17 protein-coding genes are annotated in these 15509 nt (G+C 61.3%); 9 read left to right on the plus strand and 8 right to left on the minus strand.

All coding sequences use genetic code 11. From position 1 onward, the window contains the following. Nucleotides 1-180: 180 nt before the first annotated feature. Together CXQ82_RS07235 and CXQ82_RS07240 are read right to left on the minus strand one after the other, a co-directional pair. Nucleotides 181-1053 carry a dihydrodipicolinate synthase family protein gene (locus tag CXQ82_RS07235; RefSeq protein WP_101267479.1) on the minus strand — a complete coding sequence of 291 codons (873 nt, stop codon included), beginning with the start codon at nt 1051-1053 and terminating at the stop codon, nt 181-183. Nucleotides 1054-1081: 28 nt separating this feature from the next. Continuing rightward, complete coding sequence (locus CXQ82_RS07240) at nt 1082-1864, minus strand: aldolase (protein WP_101267481.1); 783 nt, start codon at nt 1862-1864, stop codon at nt 1082-1084. Between the two features lie 106 nt (nt 1865-1970). Between CXQ82_RS07240 and CXQ82_RS07245 the strand changes: the two genes are divergently transcribed. Then, on the plus strand, nt 1971-2498 hold the full coding sequence (locus CXQ82_RS07245; protein WP_101267483.1) for a helix-turn-helix domain-containing protein: 528 nt from the start codon (nt 1971-1973) through the stop codon (nt 2496-2498). Between the two features lie 57 nt (nt 2499-2555). Here CXQ82_RS07245 and CXQ82_RS07250 read toward each other — a convergent pair whose 3' ends face one another. Further along, complete coding sequence (locus tag CXQ82_RS07250) at nt 2556-3572, minus strand: DUF4917 family protein (RefSeq protein WP_101267485.1); 1017 nt, start codon at nt 3570-3572, stop codon at nt 2556-2558. Nucleotides 3573-3696: 124 nt separating this feature from the next. Here CXQ82_RS07250 and yiaY point away from each other — a divergent pair, with 124 nt between their 5' ends. Next, nucleotides 3697-4845, plus strand: coding sequence for an L-threonine dehydrogenase (gene yiaY / locus CXQ82_RS07255; protein ID WP_101267487.1), 1149 nt, complete (start codon nt 3697-3699; stop codon nt 4843-4845). On the opposite strand, the gene CXQ82_RS07260 is transcribed toward yiaY, so the two are convergent. Continuing rightward, a complete protein-coding gene (locus tag CXQ82_RS07260) occupies nt 4812-5999 on the minus strand; it encodes an MFS transporter (protein ID WP_101267489.1) in 1188 nt (395 codons plus the stop codon). The two genes, yiaY and CXQ82_RS07260, sit on opposite strands and share 34 nt — an antisense overlap. A gap of 95 nt (nt 6000-6094) precedes the next feature. Between CXQ82_RS07260 and CXQ82_RS07265 the strand changes: the two genes are divergently transcribed. The 5 genes from CXQ82_RS07265 (at nt 6095) to CXQ82_RS07285 (ending at nt 11507) form a co-directional block, all read left to right on the plus strand. Next, nucleotides 6095-6769 (plus strand): NAD(P)H-binding protein, encoded by a 675-nt coding sequence (locus CXQ82_RS07265; RefSeq protein WP_101267491.1) that lies wholly within the window; start codon nt 6095-6097, stop codon nt 6767-6769. Beyond that, the gene (locus tag CXQ82_RS07270) at nt 6769-7683 is read left to right on the plus strand and encodes a LysR family transcriptional regulator (protein ID WP_101267494.1); all 915 of its coding nucleotides are present in this window, start codon (nt 6769-6771) and stop codon (nt 7681-7683) included. The genes CXQ82_RS07265 and CXQ82_RS07270 overlap by 1 nt, the downstream gene beginning before the upstream one ends. A 301-nt stretch (nt 7684-7984) precedes the next feature. Beyond that, the gene (locus CXQ82_RS07275; protein ID WP_101267496.1) at nt 7985-9178 is read left to right on the plus strand and encodes a CaiB/BaiF CoA-transferase family protein; all 1194 of its coding nucleotides are present in this window, start codon (nt 7985-7987) and stop codon (nt 9176-9178) included. Continuing rightward, the gene (locus tag CXQ82_RS07280) at nt 9175-10116 is read left to right on the plus strand and encodes a hydroxymethylglutaryl-CoA lyase (RefSeq protein ID WP_101267499.1); all 942 of its coding nucleotides are present in this window, start codon (nt 9175-9177) and stop codon (nt 10114-10116) included. The genes CXQ82_RS07275 and CXQ82_RS07280 overlap by 4 nt, the downstream gene beginning before the upstream one ends. Nucleotides 10117-10175: 59 nt before the next feature. Further along, nucleotides 10176-11507, plus strand: coding sequence for an MFS transporter (locus CXQ82_RS07285; protein ID WP_101267501.1), 1332 nt, complete (start codon nt 10176-10178; stop codon nt 11505-11507). Here the strand turns inward: CXQ82_RS07285 and CXQ82_RS07290 are convergent, their stop codons facing one another. After that, a complete protein-coding gene (locus tag CXQ82_RS07290) occupies nt 11508-11996 on the minus strand; it encodes a DMT family transporter (protein WP_101267503.1) in 489 nt (162 codons plus the stop codon). 68 nt (nt 11997-12064) lie between these two features. Here CXQ82_RS07290 and CXQ82_RS07295 point away from each other — a divergent pair, with 68 nt between their 5' ends. Beyond that, nucleotides 12065-12976 (plus strand): LysR family transcriptional regulator, encoded by a 912-nt coding sequence (locus CXQ82_RS07295; RefSeq protein ID WP_101267505.1) that lies wholly within the window; start codon nt 12065-12067, stop codon nt 12974-12976. A 435-nt stretch (nt 12977-13411) separates the two neighbouring features. After that, nucleotides 13412-13939 (plus strand): DUF4142 domain-containing protein, encoded by a 528-nt coding sequence (locus CXQ82_RS07300; protein WP_027604356.1) that lies wholly within the window; start codon nt 13412-13414, stop codon nt 13937-13939. A 54-nt stretch (nt 13940-13993) separates the two neighbouring features. Here the strand turns inward: CXQ82_RS07300 and CXQ82_RS07305 are convergent, their stop codons facing one another. From CXQ82_RS07305 to CXQ82_RS07315, 3 genes are all read right to left on the minus strand, one after another. Further along, entirely contained in the window at nt 13994-14419 is a 426-nt protein-coding gene (locus tag CXQ82_RS07305; RefSeq protein ID WP_101267507.1) for a low affinity iron permease family protein, read from the minus strand. A gap of 82 nt (nt 14420-14501) precedes the next feature. Continuing rightward, nucleotides 14502-15002, minus strand: coding sequence for a methylated-DNA--[protein]-cysteine S-methyltransferase (locus CXQ82_RS07310; RefSeq protein WP_101267509.1), 501 nt, complete (start codon nt 15000-15002; stop codon nt 14502-14504). A 90-nt stretch (nt 15003-15092) separates the two neighbouring features. Continuing rightward, complete coding sequence (locus tag CXQ82_RS07315) at nt 15093-15503, minus strand: type II toxin-antitoxin system HicB family antitoxin (protein ID WP_101267511.1); 411 nt, start codon at nt 15501-15503, stop codon at nt 15093-15095. Nucleotides 15504-15509 lie beyond the last annotated feature (6 nt).

Here is a 15509-nt window from a genome sequence, read left to right on the forward strand (position 1 = left end):
GCACGACGTAGAAAGTCGCGAATGATATCGAGAATTATTGCTATTTGTCTCTATTTAAGCTTCAACACATAACAAATGTGGGAGGGGGGCTTGCCCCCGATGGCGGTGTGTCAGCCACAACTTTATTGACTGACCCACTGCCATCGGGGGCAAGCCCCCTCCCACATTTGTTATGTATTTCTATCGCAACAGTGTCTTGAGCTGTTCGATCCCAGCCTCACCCAACGGAAACACCGGCAACCGGGGATCCCCCACCTCCAACCCGGTCAACCGCAACCCAGCCTTGATCGTTGCCGGCAAACCGCCCTTGAGGATGAACTCCAGCAGCGGCAACTGGCGATAGAACAGATCCCGCGCCAGCCTCAGGTCATTGGCCAGCACCGCCGCATACAAATCCAGGTTCAACTGCGGGATCAGGTTCGGCGCCGCCGTGCACCAGCCCTTGGCGCCGGCCGCGAAAGCTTCCAGGGCCAGCGGGTTGCAGCCGTTGTAGAACGGCACGTCGCTGTGGCGCTTGAGTTGGTGCATGCGCTGGATATCGCCGGTGCTCTCCTTGACCATCGTCACGTTCTCGACCTGCTTGAGGATGCGCAGGATCAAGTCCACCGACAGGTCGGTGCCGCTGGTGGCCGGGTTGTTGTAGAGCATGATCGGCACGCCGATGCTGTCGCCGATCGCGGCGTAGTGGGCGAGGATTTCCGCCTCGCTGAGTTTCCAGTACGAGGCTGGCAACACCATCACCACATCGGCGCCGTGGCGTTCGGCGTAACGCGCGCGGCGCACGGCTTTGGCGGTGGTGAGGTCGGAGACGCTGACGATGGTCGGCACGCGCTTGGCGACTTTTTCGAGACTGTAGGCGCTCACTTCATCCCACTCGGCATCGCTCAGGTAGGCGCCTTCGCCGGTGCTGCCCAGCGGGGCGATGGCATGTACGCCGCTGTCGATCAGGCGGTCGATGGAGCGGCCCAGGGCGTCGAGGTCGACGCGCTGGCCGTCGGCGCTGAACGGGGTGATGGTGTAGCCGATGATGCCGTGAATGTTGGGGCTGGACATGGCAGGTCTCCTGTCGAAAAAGGGCGGGTCAGTTCAGGCAATCGGCGTGCTGGCGCAGGTTCTGCCGGGCGTAGTAGTTGAAGGCGGCACCATGGCGCTTGGGGCGGGAAATCCAGGCATGTGCCTCGCGCCCCAACTCCGGCAGGATCGGCTTGATCGTCCCGGCCGCCATCGCCAGCAACTGCAGTTTGGCTGCGCGTTCGATCAACTGTGCAATCACGCAGGCTTCCTCCACGCTGGCCCCGGTCGACAGTTGGCCATGGTGCGAGAGCAGGATTGCGCGTTTATCGCCGAGTGCCGTGGTGATGATTTCGCCTTCCTCATTGCCCACCGGCACCCCCGGCCAGGCCTCGAGGAACGCGCAATCTTCGTACAGCGGGCAGAGGTCCATGTGCGACACCTGCAACGGCACTTCGAGCATCGACAGCGCAGCGATATGCGTGGGGTGCGTATGGATGATGCAGTTCACATCCGGCCGCCCACGGTACACCCAGCTGTGGAAACGGTTGGCCGGGTTGGGGATGCCGTGGCCTTCCAGCACCTCAAGGTCCTCGTTCACCAATAGCAGGTTGCTGGCGGTGATTTCGTCAAAACCCAGGCCCAGTTGTTGGGTGTAGTAGGTGCCGGGCTGCGGCCCGCGCGCGGTGATCTGCCCGGCCAGGCCGGAGTCGTGGCCGTTCTCGAACAGGATGCGGCACGTCAGCGCCAGCTTTTGCCGCACGGTCCACGTATTATCCGCCAGGCTATTTTGCATTTGGATCAGTGCTTGCTTGACCAGTTGGTCTTTCGGGAGTGCTAATGTCTTGGCCATATTTGTGTTCTCTGGATGAGTTCAAATGACACTAAAGATGCTATATGACACAAAGTGTCATTGGCAAGCACGGCCTATCGCTTTCTGCATGGATTAATCGCAGCGCATGTCTATCCGTTTGAAATTATTAAGAAAAAAACTTGGCGTAACCCTGGAGGCCCTGGCTGAAAAGTCCGGGATGACCAAAAGTTACCTGTCCAAGGTCGAGCGCGGGCTCAACACGCCGTCGATTGCTGCCGCGCTGAAACTGGCCAAGGCGTTGAACGTGAAGGTCGAAGAACTGTTCAGCGAAGACAGCGTGAGCCTCGACAGCTACAGCCTGGTGCGCAGCCACGAACGGCCGGACACGGCGCCGGGTTACGCGGTGCTCGCCCATCAGGTGAGTGAACGCAGCCTGCTGCCGTTCATCATCTACCCGCCGGCGGAGTTCACCGACAAGACCTTCAAGGAGCATGTGGGGGAGGAGTTTCTATTCGTGCATGAAGGGCAGGTAGAAGTGGATTTCATGAACGAGCGGGTGATTCTGGAGCGCGGCGATGCACTGCATTTCAATGCGCAGAAACCCCACCGGATTCGCTCGGTGGGGGCGGTGCAGGCGCAGTTGCTGGTAGTGGTGCACAGCAGCGAAGAGTGACTGCGATGCTGAATTGAAATGCCGCCCCTCCCACATAGATCTCTGTTGGTCAGGCGATCAACGTTCTACCGGCACTGACAGCGCCGGATTACCCAAAGGATGGGTGCGCGCCGCGAAGAACTTGAGCTCTACGCCAGACCCATCAAACAACTCCGAATACCGGCGCTTCTGCTGGCGGATAAACCCTTCACTGCGCCCTGATACCGAGATCGCCAGGGTCGTGAGCCGGGCCTGGCGAAGCGCATCCACCAGGTGTTTATCCTGCGGCCCCAAGTCGTGGCCGAACAGGCACAGCGCGCCCTCGTGGCTCAGCAGTTGCTCATAGCAGAACGACAAGTAATCCGAACTGCGGATGGTCTTGAGTTTCTCTTCCACTTTGCCTTCGCTGACAAACAGCGGCACATCGTCCAGGGTCTTGATCGTGTTGTTGATCGCAAAGCTGCTGAGCAAGGTGCTTTCGGTGGTCGGCAATTTGCGCGCGGTACCGTCGAGGTTGCGCACCAGGTGCAGGCCGCCGTGCAGGTAGAGGATGCGCGTGGCGTCGGTGCGCGTGTGGCGCAGGTCAAAACTGGCGTCGGCGCTGTTGAACAGGTCGTCGATGCCCGGCGCGTGCAGGATCGCCCAGTAGTTGAGCAGGTCGTAGTTGCTGGTGAAGACCGTCGAGTAGTTTTTCAGCTCAGTGTTGATCGTCGCCAGCGTCGACGGCTGTACCAGACGCCACGGAATGTGCACGGCGTGGATGGTATTGATCAGCGCTTCCTTGATCGCGTAGTAGCGGTTACGCGGTGCGGCTGAGCTGACGGCCAGGGCCTTGTTGACCCGACTGGTGGTTTTCAACGCGCCCAGGGCCTGCTCGAAACTGCGGGTTTGCAGGGCGTCGAACACGCTGAGTTCGGATTGGCTCAGGGGTTTTTCTTCGACGGTGCGCGCGTTTTCGAACAGCGAGTCGTAGGCAAAGTCTTCCCAAATCGCACGGCTCGCGCCGTTACCGATCAGAATCCCATTGAAGGCGACGGTGCTGCGCAGCGCGCTCCAGTCTTCAAGGTGGGCGTCAATATCGTGGAAATCCTTCATTGCGGCGGGCTACTCAAAATCGGCTGGACGGTGACTTTATCACGAGCGAGCGTTGATCCTGGTCAAGATGCCGTAGGCAAGTGACGCCGATGCTGTAGGCATACACGTCATCCGAGGATTCGCCATGAGCAGCACCTTCTTCATTCCCGCCGTCAACATCATGGGCACCGACTGCCTCGACGAAGCCATGACCGCCATCCGCAACTACGGTTTTCGCAAGGCGCTGATCGTCACCGACGCAGGCCTGGCCAAGGCGGGCGTGGCCAGCATGATCGCCGAGAGGCTGGCGATGCAGGACATCGACTCGGTGATCTACGACGGCGCAAAACCCAACCCCAATGTGGAAAACGTCGAGAAGGGCCTGGCGCTGTTGCAAAAGAGTGCCTGCGATTTTGTCGTGTCGCTCGGCGGTGGTTCTCCCCATGACTGCGCCAAGGGCATCGCCCTGTGTGCCACCAACGGCGGGCATATCGGCGATTACGAAGGCGTCGACCAATCGGCCAAGCCGCAGTTGCCCCTGGTTGCCATCAACACCACCGCCGGCACGGCCAGCGAAATGACCCGGTTTTGCATCATCACCGACGAAACCCGCCACGTGAAAATGGCCATCGTCGACCGCAATGTCACGCCGTTGCTGTCGGTCAATGACCCGGCGCTGATGGTGGGCATGCCCAAGGGGCTCACCGCCGCCACCGGCATGGACGCCCTGACTCATGCCATCGAAGCCTACGTGTCCACCGCCGCCACGCCGATCACCGACGCCTGCGCGATCAAGGCCATCGAACTGATCAGCGCCAACCTGCGCCTGGCCGTGCGCGACGGCAGCGACAAGGCCGCGCGGGAAAACATGGCGTATGCACAATTCCTCGCCGGCATGGCCTTCAACAACGCATCCCTGGGCTTCGTACACGCCATGGCCCACCAATTGGGCGGCCTGTACGACCTGCCCCACGGCGTGTGCAACGCGGTGTTGCTGCCCCACGTGCAAAGCTTCAACGCCAGCGTCAGCGCCAAACGCCTGAGCGATGTGGGCCGCGCATTGGGCGCCGACATCAAGGGCATCACCGCAGAAGAGGGCGCCCAGGCCGCCATCGCCGCGATCCGCACGCTGGCCCACGACGTGGAAATCCCCGCCGGCCTACGCGAACTGGGCGCCAAGTTGCAGGATATTCCGCTGCTGGCGACCAACGCGTTGAAGGACGCGTGTGGGCTGACCAACCCCCGGCGTGCGGATCAGCGTCAGATTGAGGAGATCTTTCGCAACGCGTTCTGATCCGTCCTGCACCGGGCGACGCATATGCTTGCGCCGCTCGCCAACGCCACACATAACAGTGCCAATGGCCATGCCTGCTGGCTTACCAGCAGGCTCGCTCCGCCGCCGATTAGGGCAGCCATCAGTTGATGCATAAAGCCGCTCAAGGCCATGGCATAGGCGCCGCTGATCGGGGACGCATCGTTGGCCAGGGACAAACTGATCGGATAACTCATCGACTGCCCCAGCACTGCCAGGCAATACGGTAGCCACAGCAACATCGCAAGCCCGCTGGCAAATACACTGCCCAACAGCATCACCGCACTGCCCAGCAACACCAGGGCTACGCCCCAACTCATCATCGTCAAACGGCCCGTGCGAGCGACGAACCGGTTGACCATCAACGCCCCCGCCAGATACGCCGCGCTGATCGGCCACCCCAGCCAGCCATACTGAGCCGCACTCCACTCGAAACGCCCCTGCAGTATCAGCGGCGCGCAGGTGTTGAACGCAATGATTACCCCATAGCCCAGCCCGCCGGCCAAGGCGGCGTACAGGAAGGGCGGATGGCGCAAAATCGTGACGTAGATGCGCCGGGCCGAGAGCGCAGAGTCGCGATTCACTAGCGTCGGAAATTTTACTCTTTGCAAGAACGCCATCAACGCGGCCGCACCGATTGCCAGCGCATAAAAAATTGCTTCCCAGCCAAACACTACCTGCAACACCGAACCCGCAAACTGGCCGATACCCAGCGCGATCACAAAGGTCATGCCCAGCCACGACAGGCCTTTGGCCAACAACGCACCGCTGAAACTGTCACGCACCAACACCCGCGCCATCACCGAAACACCGCCCGCACCCAAGCCCTGCATCAGCCGCAACGCGAGAAACGATTCGACATTGAACGCCGACGGAATCGCCGCACTCGCCAACGCATACACCGCCAGCGCCGCCAGCAACACCGGCTTTCGACCCAACCGCTCACCCAGGCTGCCCCATAGCAACATGGGCAGCGCCATGCCCATCAGGTACACCGCCAGCGCTAGCGCCACGTGGTCTTCGGCGGCGGGCAATGCCTGGGCGATGGCCGGGACGGCCGGCAAGTAGCTGCTGATACCGACCTGGCTTAGGAAGGCGGCGCTGCAGGCGAGGGTGAGGGTGGTGGTATTTTTCAAGGGCAGGCTTATCCTTTTTCAGCGGTAAGCTACAAGCTGATAATGTGTTTGTCTCTAACGTGCCGCTTATTGTTTGTAACCTAGGAACCCACCCCATGAGAGTTCTGTTATTCGGTGCCACCGGCATGGTCGGCCAGGGTGTTCTACGCGAGTGCCTGCTGGCTGCTGACGTGCAGGAAGTGGTAGCCGTCGGCCGCACGCCCTTGACCCAGGAACACGGCAAGCTGCACCAGGTGTTGCACAGCGACATGTTGGATTTCCAGCCGTTGGAAAACCTGCTGCAAGGCTTTGATGCGTGTTTTTTCTGCCTCGGCGTTTCGTCGGCAGGCATGAAGGAAACCCAGTACACCCACCTCACCTATGACCTCACTCTTGTGGCCGCCAGCACGTTGGCGCGGCTCAATCCGCAGATGACGTTTATCTATGTGTCCGGCGCTGGCACCGACAGCTCCGAGGCGGGTAAGTCGATGTGGGCGCGGGTCAAGGGCAAGACCGAGAATGCCTTGCTGCGCCTGCCGTTCAAGGCGGTGTATCTGTTTCGCCCGGGGGTGATCCAGCCGTTGCACGGCGTGCGTTCGAAGACGCCGTTGTACCAGGCTTTTTATTCCGTACTGGGGCCGTTGCTGTCGTTTCTGCGGCGAGTGAAACCGGGTTGGGTGGTGAGCACCGAAACCGTCGGCCGGGCGATGTTGGCGGTCGTACGCCAGGGTGCGCCGCAACCGGTGGTGGAGCAGGCTGAGATCAATCGTCTGGCATCCGAGCGCGCCTGATGTTGCACAAGAGCCTGGTGCGTCGCCTGGACCTGATCACTCTGCAGCTGTTTGTTGCGGTGTTTGAGGAAGGCACCCTGACCCGCGCCGCCGCCCGCGAGGCGATCGCCGTGTCGGCGGCCAGCAAGCGCTTGATGGAGTTGGAGCAGGTATTGGGCGTGAGTCTGTTTGTGCGCCGCGCCAAGGGCATGGAGCTGACGGCGGCCGGTGAAACCCTGTTGCACCATGCTCGGCAGATGCTGTTTAACGTCGAGAAAATGGGCCTGGAGCTGGGCGAACACAGCCACGGCGTACGCGGGTATGTGCGGATGCTGGCCAACCTCTCGGCGATTATTCAGTTTCTTCCAGAAGATTTGCGGGATTTTTCCGAGCTGCACCCGCAAGTGAAAACCGATCTGGAAGAGCGCCCCAGCAATGGTGTGGTGCAAGGCGTGTTGGACGGGGTGGCCGACCTGGGCATCTGCTCCAGTGATACCGACACCAAAAGCCTGCCCAGCCTGACCTATCGCCACGACAAACTGGTGGTGCTGATGCCGGCGGATCACCCGTTGGCGGCGCGCGAATCCCTGGCCTTCAGCGAAACCCTGGGCAGCGATTACGTGGGCTTGCACGCGGCCAGCTCGATCAATATGCGCACCCACGCCGCTGCGCGCGAGGCCGGTAAGATGCTGCGCCTGCGCATCCATGTGCCGGGGTTTGATGCGATGTGCCGGATGGTCCAGGCAAATATGGGCATTGGCATCCTGCCGCACAAGGCCTATGAACTGTTTGGCCGTGCCTTGGGTTTACACGCCGTGCCGTTGACGGATGCGTGGTCGGATCGCAGCTTGATCCTGGTGGTGCGCGATGAGGCGCAATTGTCGCCGGTGAGCCGATTGTTGTTCGAGTATCTGAGTAGGACGTTGGAAGGCTGACACCCATCTATCTGGCGAGCAGGCTTATGTGGTAAACGGGGGTATGTGGCGAGCGGGCTTATGTGGCGAGCGGGCTTGCCCGCGTTGGGTTGCGAAGCAGCCCCAATAAACTCAACCTGATTGAGTCAGGATTAACCGAGGTGCCGATTTCAGGGCCGCTGCGCAGCCCAACGCGGGCAAGCCCGCTCGCCGCGTACTGTTGTTCGCGTTTCGCGAACGCTGCTTGCCAACTGACGGTTGGATTTCTCCTATGGCTGTCCTCTAGCCTTGGTGCACATTCCAAGAATAAGAGGTACACCCCATGACGGCTCCCCTGAGCGGTATCAAGGTGATCGAGATCGGCACGCTGATCGCCGCGCCGTTCGCTGCGCGGCTGATGGGCGAGTTCGGCGCCGAGGTGATCAAGATCGAAGCCATGGGCCAGGGCGACCCACTTCGCAAATGGCGAAAGCTGCACGAAGGCACGTCGCTGTGGTGGTACCTGCAGTCGCGCAACAAGAAATCCCTGGCCCTGGACCTCAAGTCCGCCGAAGGCCTGGGCCTGATCAAACAACTGCTCGGCGACGCCGATGTGCTGATCGAAAACCTGCGCCCCGGCGGCCTGGAAAAACTCGGCCTGGGCTGGGACGTGCTGCACGCCCTCAACCCCAAGCTGACCCTGGTGCGCATCTCCGGTTACGGCCAGACCGGCCCTTACCGCGACCGCCCCGGCTTCGGTGCCATCGGCGAGGCCATGGGCGGCATCCGCTATACCACCGGTAACCCCGATTCGCCGCCGGCGCGGGTGGGCGTGAGCCTCGGCGATTCCCTCGCGTCGTTGCATGGTGTGATCGGCGCGCTGATGTCGTTGCTGCGGGTCAAGACCGGGCAGGGCGACGGGCAGATTGTCGACGTGTCCCTGGCCGAAAGTGTGTTCAACCTGATGGAAAGCCTGGTGCCCGAATACGACATGCTCGGCCATGTGCGTGAACGCAGCGGCGGCGCCTTGCCGGGTATTGCGCCCTCGAACACCTACCTGACCGCCGATGGCGCCTACGTGGTAATTGCCGGCAACAGCGACCCGATCTACAAGCGCCTGATGACCACCATCGGCCGCGCCGACCTGGCCGAAGCCGCCGAGTTTGCCCACAACGATGGCCGCGCAGCGAAGAGTGGTTTGCTGGATGCGGCGATCAACCACTGGACCAGCAGCCTGCCCATCGACCAGGTGCTCAGCGCCCTCGAAGCGGCCGAAGTGCCAGCCGGGCGCATCTACTCTGTGGCCGATATCGTCAGCGACCCGCACTACCAGGCGCGTGACATGCTACTGAACGCTGAGCTGCCCGGCGGCGTGTCGGTGAAGATGCCCGGCATCGTGCCCAAACTCTCGGAAACCCCCGGCGGTGTGAACTGGCAAGGTCCTACGCTGGGCCAGCACACCGATGACATCCTTGGCAGCCTCGGCCTGACGCATGCCGCTATCCAACGCCTGAAAACCTCGGGAGTGGTGCAATGATCACTGACTATTCAGACCCGCTGATCGTGCAGGAAGTGTCCCCGCGCGATGGCCTGCAAATCGAACCGACCTGGGTCGAGACGGCCGACAAGATCGCGCTGATTGACCAGCTGTGCCTGGCGGGTTTTTCGCGCATCGAGGCTGGTTCATTTGTGTCGCCCAAAGCCATCCCCGCCTTGCGTGACGGCGAGCAGGTGTTCCAGGGCATCCAGCGCAAACCCGGGGTGATCTATGTGGCGCTGATCCCCAACCTCAAGGGCGCCCAGCGTGCCATCGAGTCTCGGGCCGATGAGCTGAACCTGGTGATGTCGGCCAGCCAGACCCATAACCTGGCGAATATGCGCATGCGCTGCGAAGCGTCGTTGGCGGCCTTCAGTGACATCGTGAGCTTTGCCAGCGAGCATCCAGTGCGCCTCAATGCCAGCATCGCCACCACCTTCGGCTGCCCGTTTGAAGGCAAGATCGATGAAGACCGTGTGCTGCAAATTGTCGATGCGTATCTAGAGTTGGGCATCCCGGGCATCAGCCTCGCCGACACCACCGGCATGGCCAACCCGCGTCAGGTGGAACGTCTGGTCAAGCGCGTGCTGCAGCGCGTGCCTGCTGGCGATCTGACCCTGCATTTCCACAACACCCGCGGCTTGGGTTTGTGCAATGTGCTGGCCGCCTATGAGGCCGGTGCCCGTCGCTTTGACGCGGCACTCGGCGGCTTGGGCGGCTGCCCGTTTGCGCCGGGGGCGTCGGGCAATATCTGTACGGAAGACTTGGTCAACTTGTGTGAAGAGGTGGGGATTCACACCGGTATCGACCTGCCGCACCTGCTGAAAATGTCCCGGCGCTTGCCCGATTTGCTCGGGCATGAGCTGCCCGGCCAAGTGGCCAAGGCCGGGCGCAACTGCGATTTGCATCCGCCACCGGCTTACATCGCCACCCTGTAACGCCGCACCAGACAACAAAAACAATCGGGCGCCTGTGAGCAGCCCGCTGGAGAGAAACCATGAGCACTAATACGTTAGAGGCCGGCGCGCGCCCGGCCGCTGAGATCGATGCCGAAAAAGCCCTGGTCAGCAAGGTCGCCTGGCGCCTGATGCCGCTGATTATGGTGTGCTACCTGTTTGCGTTTTTTGACCGCATCAACATCAGCTTTGCCAAGTTCCAGCTGCAAGCCGACCTGAGCCTGAGCGATACCGCCTACGGCCTGGGCGCCGGGTTGTTTGTGGTGGGCTATGTGATCTTCGAAGTGCCGAGCAACATGATGTTGTACAAGGTCGGTGCCCGCCGTTGGATCGCGCGGATCATGATGTCGTGGGGCCTGGCCACGGCGGCCATGGTGTTTGTTACCGCCGAATGGCAGTTTTATGGCCTGCGTTTCATCATCGGTGCGATGGAGGCGGGTTTTGCGCCGGGCGTGCTGTATTACCTGACCTTGTGGTTCCCGCAACACTTCCGTGGGCGCATCACGTCGATGCTGTTCTTGGCGTCGGCCTTCGCCGGTTTGGTCGGTGCGCCGTTCTCCGGCCTGGTGCTGGAACACCTCGACGGCGTGCTGCAGATGCGCGGCTGGCACTGGCTGTTCCTGCTGGGCGGCTTGCCGTGTATCGGCCTGGGTTTCCTGGTGCTGACCTTGCTCAAGGACCGCATTGAAGACGCGTATTGGCTGACGTCGGCGGAAAAGGCCTTGTTGTCCAGCCGCATCGCCAAGCATGAGCCGAACCAGCACGGTGGTTCGCTGTTGTCGGCGATCCGCATTCCTGGCTTTTTGATGCTCGGGTTTATCTACTTCCTGATCCAGGTGGCGTCCTATGGCCTCAACTTCTGGGCGCCGCAATTGATCCGCAGCGCCGGCACCCAAAGCCCGGTGATGATCGGCCTGCTCACGGCGATCCCCTATGTGTGCGGCGCGATCAGCATGGTGGTGATCGGGCGTCTGTCGGACGCTACCGGCGAGCGTCGCAAGTTTGTCTGCGGCCTGGTGGTGCTGGGGGCGGTGGGCTTCTTCAGCGCCGGGATTTTTGCCGACCACACCACCTTCCTGATCATTGCCCTGGGCATGTTGGGCGCGGGCATCATCGCGTCGATCCCGACCTTCTGGACCCTGCCACCGAAGCTGTTGGCCGGCGCCGGTGCAGGCGCGGCGGGCGGGATTGCGGTGATCAACACCCTCGGCCAGTTCGGTGGCATCGTTAGCCCGGTGATGGTCGGGCGGATCAAGGACCTTACCGGCAGCACCACCCCGGCGCTGTATGTGATCGGCGTCTGTGCGTTGTTGGCGGCGGCTTTGCTGCTATGGGGCCTGCCGCAAAAACTGCGCACGTTGGACAAGGGCTGATCACCCTGCGGTTGCCAACGCACGGGCCGGTGTGGCGCTGAACTGGATCAAAACCACACCACCAATTAACAACAACGCCCCAAGCACCCGGGGCGTTGTCAGTTGACGCTCGACTAAACCGAACAGCCCAAAGTGGTCGAGCAGCAGCGACGCAAGGATCTGCCCGGCCATGGCCAAGGCAATAAACCCCGACGCGCCCAGCTTGGGCAGCAACATCAGCGCCAGGGAAATAAAACACACACCGAAGGCGCCACCGGCCCACATCCACAGCGGCGCTTTAGCTATAAACGCCAGGCTCGGCAACGGCAAGCGCAGTGCAATGATCACTGGCAGCAGCACGATAATGCTCACTAACAGCGACGCCAGGGTGGCCCACAACGGGTGGCCGAGCCCGCGCCCGAGGTTGGCATTGATTGCACTTTGAAACGGCACCACCGCGCCGGCGATCACGGCCAGTGCTAACACACCCAGCCACTGCAACGTGGTCATTTTGAATCTCCCAGAGGTTTTGCTGGACTCTAGGCTATTCGTCGAGCAAATTTAAATTCCGAATTATTATGCCGAGCATGCAGCTGATGAATGATCTGCGCCGGATCGACCTTAACCTGCTGGTGATCCTCGACGCCTTGCTCAGCGAGCAGCACGTCACCCGCGCGGCCGAGCGTTTGCACCTGAGCCAGCCGGCGGTGAGTCACGCGTTGGCGCGGCTAAGGGATTTGCTCGGTGACCCGTTGCTGGTGCGCCAGGGCGGCACATTGGTGCCGACCGCCCGCGCCCTGGAGCTGGCGGCACCGCTGGCCGAAGCGCTGGCCCAGGTGCAGGCACTGCTGGCGCCGAATCGGTTTGACCCGGCATTGGCCAAGCGCCGGTTTCGTGTGGCGATGTCGGACTACAGCGCGGCGATATTCCTACCCGGCTTGGTGCGTACCCTGCGCCGTGACGCGCCAGGCATCGACCTGCAAATCGTCCAGGCCAGCCGCGAAGGCATGGTGGACGGCGTGCTTAATGGTGACCTCGACCTGGCCGCCGGCGTTTTCCCTGACATGCCCGCCGAGCTGCGTACTACGCCATTATTCGAAGAGCACTACACATGCCTGGTGGACCGCAGCAGCCTGCCGGACAGCGGCGTGCTGGATCTGCCCACGTACGTGTCGCGCCCGCATGTGTTGCTGGAAATGCGCGGCAGCGGTACCCCGGAAATCGAGCGCGCGCTGACCGCGATCCGCGAGCGCCGGCATGTGGCAATCAGCCTGCCGCACTGGGGTGTGGCGCCGCAGTTGATCCAAGGCACCGACCTGATTCTGACGGTGTCGTCCCGAGGCTTGCAGGCTATCGATCAAGAGCCTCTGATGACCGTGCCGCCACCGTTTCATATCCCCGCGTTCGCCTTTGAACTGGCCTGGCACACACGGCGGGGCGGGGATTCGGGGCTGCAGTGGTTGATAGGGAAATTGCGGGAGCTGTTGTAAACGCGAGCCTGCACTTGTGGCAAGCGGGCTCTATGGCGAGCAGCCTGTGTGGTGAGCGAGCTGTGTGGCGAGCGGGCTTGCCCGCGTTGGGCTGCGTAGCGGCCCCCAAAAGACCAGCGCATTTTCCCAGTAGAATCACCTGCGCAGATTTCAGGGCCGCTTCGCGCCCCAACGCGGGCAAGCCCGCTCGCCACACAGCCCGCTCGCCACAAAGGCCGCTTGCCATACAGGCTGCTAGCCACACAGCCTGCTTGCTATGGTTATTTGCCTCCATGTTGCACAGGAGAAAACCTCTAGCTTCTTGCCGTCTGTCTTGGCGCGGTTATGACCGTTCGTCGCACTGGCGAGTTTTTTCTAAACCTTTGCCGCGCATAAAATTCGAATTCAGGGCGGGGTGTATTCCCCGCATCTATTTTTGCCCTGGAGGAACCCATCATGAGCCGCATGGCTATCCGGTTACGCACCGCCAGTTTCGCGATGCTGCTGGGCCTCGGCGCCAGCAATGCTTTCGCCCAGTCGCCAGCTGAATTCATCGAGCAGGCTTCGGCTAAAGGCATGGCCGATATCGAAACCAGTCGCATGGCCCACGCCAAGACCTCGTCCCAGGAAATCAAGGACTACACCATCGAGGTGATCAACGAGCGCACCCTGGCCAACCAGCACCTGGCGGCCATCGCCAAGAAGCTCGACCTGCCCGTGGCGCCGCGCGAGAAGATCGTCGACAAGGCCGAAACCTTGATGCCCGAGCTCAAGGACGGCGACTCGTTCGACGCCGCCTACACCGCGCAGCAGGTCAAGGAAAATGAAGACGCCATCGCCCTGTTCAAACGGGAAGGCGCGGCGTCGGATGTGCCGGAAATAAAAGCGCTGGTGGATGAGACGCTGCCCAAATTGGAAGAGCGCCTGCAAAAAGCCCGCGCGCTGGCGTCGACCTACGGCAAAGGCCATCAAGGCGACGGTTGAGTCCGCTACTTGATCGCTAAAACGGCGGTTGGATCTTCTCCAACCGCCGTTTTTTTATGCCTGGTTCAAATCCGTCTTGGTCTGCGCCGCGTCGTCGGCAGCTGCGCCGCAACTGCTGTTCAAACTGACGGTGCCCGTGTTGCCGATGCTGCGGTATTCCTGGCGCAGTTTTTCCAGTTCTTTGCGGTCCAGGCCGTCCAGGCTCAATACCGCATTCTGCGCATCCTTGGAGACGCGCAGCAGCTCATCGATCTTGATATGCAGAATGTCGTTGTCGCGGTTTTGCGTGTTCTGGATCAGGAACACCATCAGGAAGGTGATGATGGTGGTCGAAGTGTTGATGATCAGTTGCCAGGTGTCGTTGTAGTGGAAATACGGCCCGCTCAGGCTCCATACCAGAATCAACGCCACCGCTGCATAGAACGTGCGAGGGCTACCTGCCCAGCGCGACAGGGCTTGCGAGATTGCGGAGAATTTCATGACCGTCTTCCTAAATAGGTGGGTGATGAAATGATGGACCGCAGCAGCGCGCTGAAATTTCTTTTTACAATTAGCTTGTCTGCTAAAACCCCAGTTCGGCCTGGTCAGGGCCTTCCAGCGCCAGCAAATACTGCTTGGCCGCCAGCCCACCGGCAAACCCGGTCAGTCCGCCCGAAGCGCCAATGACGCGATGGCACGGTGCAATGATCGAGATGGGATTTCGGCCATTGGCCGCACCCACCGCCCGCACGGCTTTGGGGTTGCCGATCTGTTGGGCGATTTGGCTGTAGCTGCGGGTTTCGCCAAAGGGGATGGTCAGCAACGCCTGCCATACCTGCTTTTGGAAGTCGGTGCCGGCGAAGTCCAGTTCCAGTTCGAATCTGTTGCGCGTGCCGTCGAAGTACTCCCGCAACTGGCGTTCGGTTTCCAGCAGCACCGGGCTGTGGTTGGCCTCGACCAATTCACCCAGGCGTACGCGGTTGGCGCGCTCGGTTTCCCACAGGATGGCGCCGAGCTTGCCATTACGGGCTACCAGGGTGAGTACGCCGACCGGGGAGGGCATGAGTTTGTATTCGTTGGGCATGAGCGGGCTCCTGGGTGGGCGGGTGTTGTTGCACTCTACGGCAGCCCGCGCCACCGGAAACTGCGTTTCTTGCGGTTGAATTTGAGAAGATCAGTGCTCTTTTTGCAGAACTTTGAGCGCTGCCGAGGCGAGAAAACCTGAACGGCTTTTTTCCTCGGGATGGTGCAGCACATATTCATCAATGCGATTGAGCAGATAGCCTGGCAAGGTGATGTTGAGCTTCTGCGCCTTGCCAAGGTATTTGGTGACATCAATGTCGACTACCGCCCAAGTGCACCCGGCGAACTGTGGGTTAGCCGCATGCAGGGTGACCTTCTGGGCGCTGGGAATCGGCGCACCGTCCTCAGCGAGAATCTCGAAGTGCCCTTCGATGGCTTCACGGGCCATGGCCATGGCGTCATCCAGGTCGTCGCCTGCCGAATAGCAGCCAGGAATATCAGGGACTTCCACGCCCCAGGCATGGTCTTGGTCACCGGTTGAAATTGCGATGGGGTACAGCATGTATGT

The organism is Pseudomonas sp. S09G 359 (genome assembly GCF_002843605.1).
Classification (GTDB): Bacteria; Pseudomonadota; Gammaproteobacteria; order Pseudomonadales; family Pseudomonadaceae; genus Aquipseudomonas.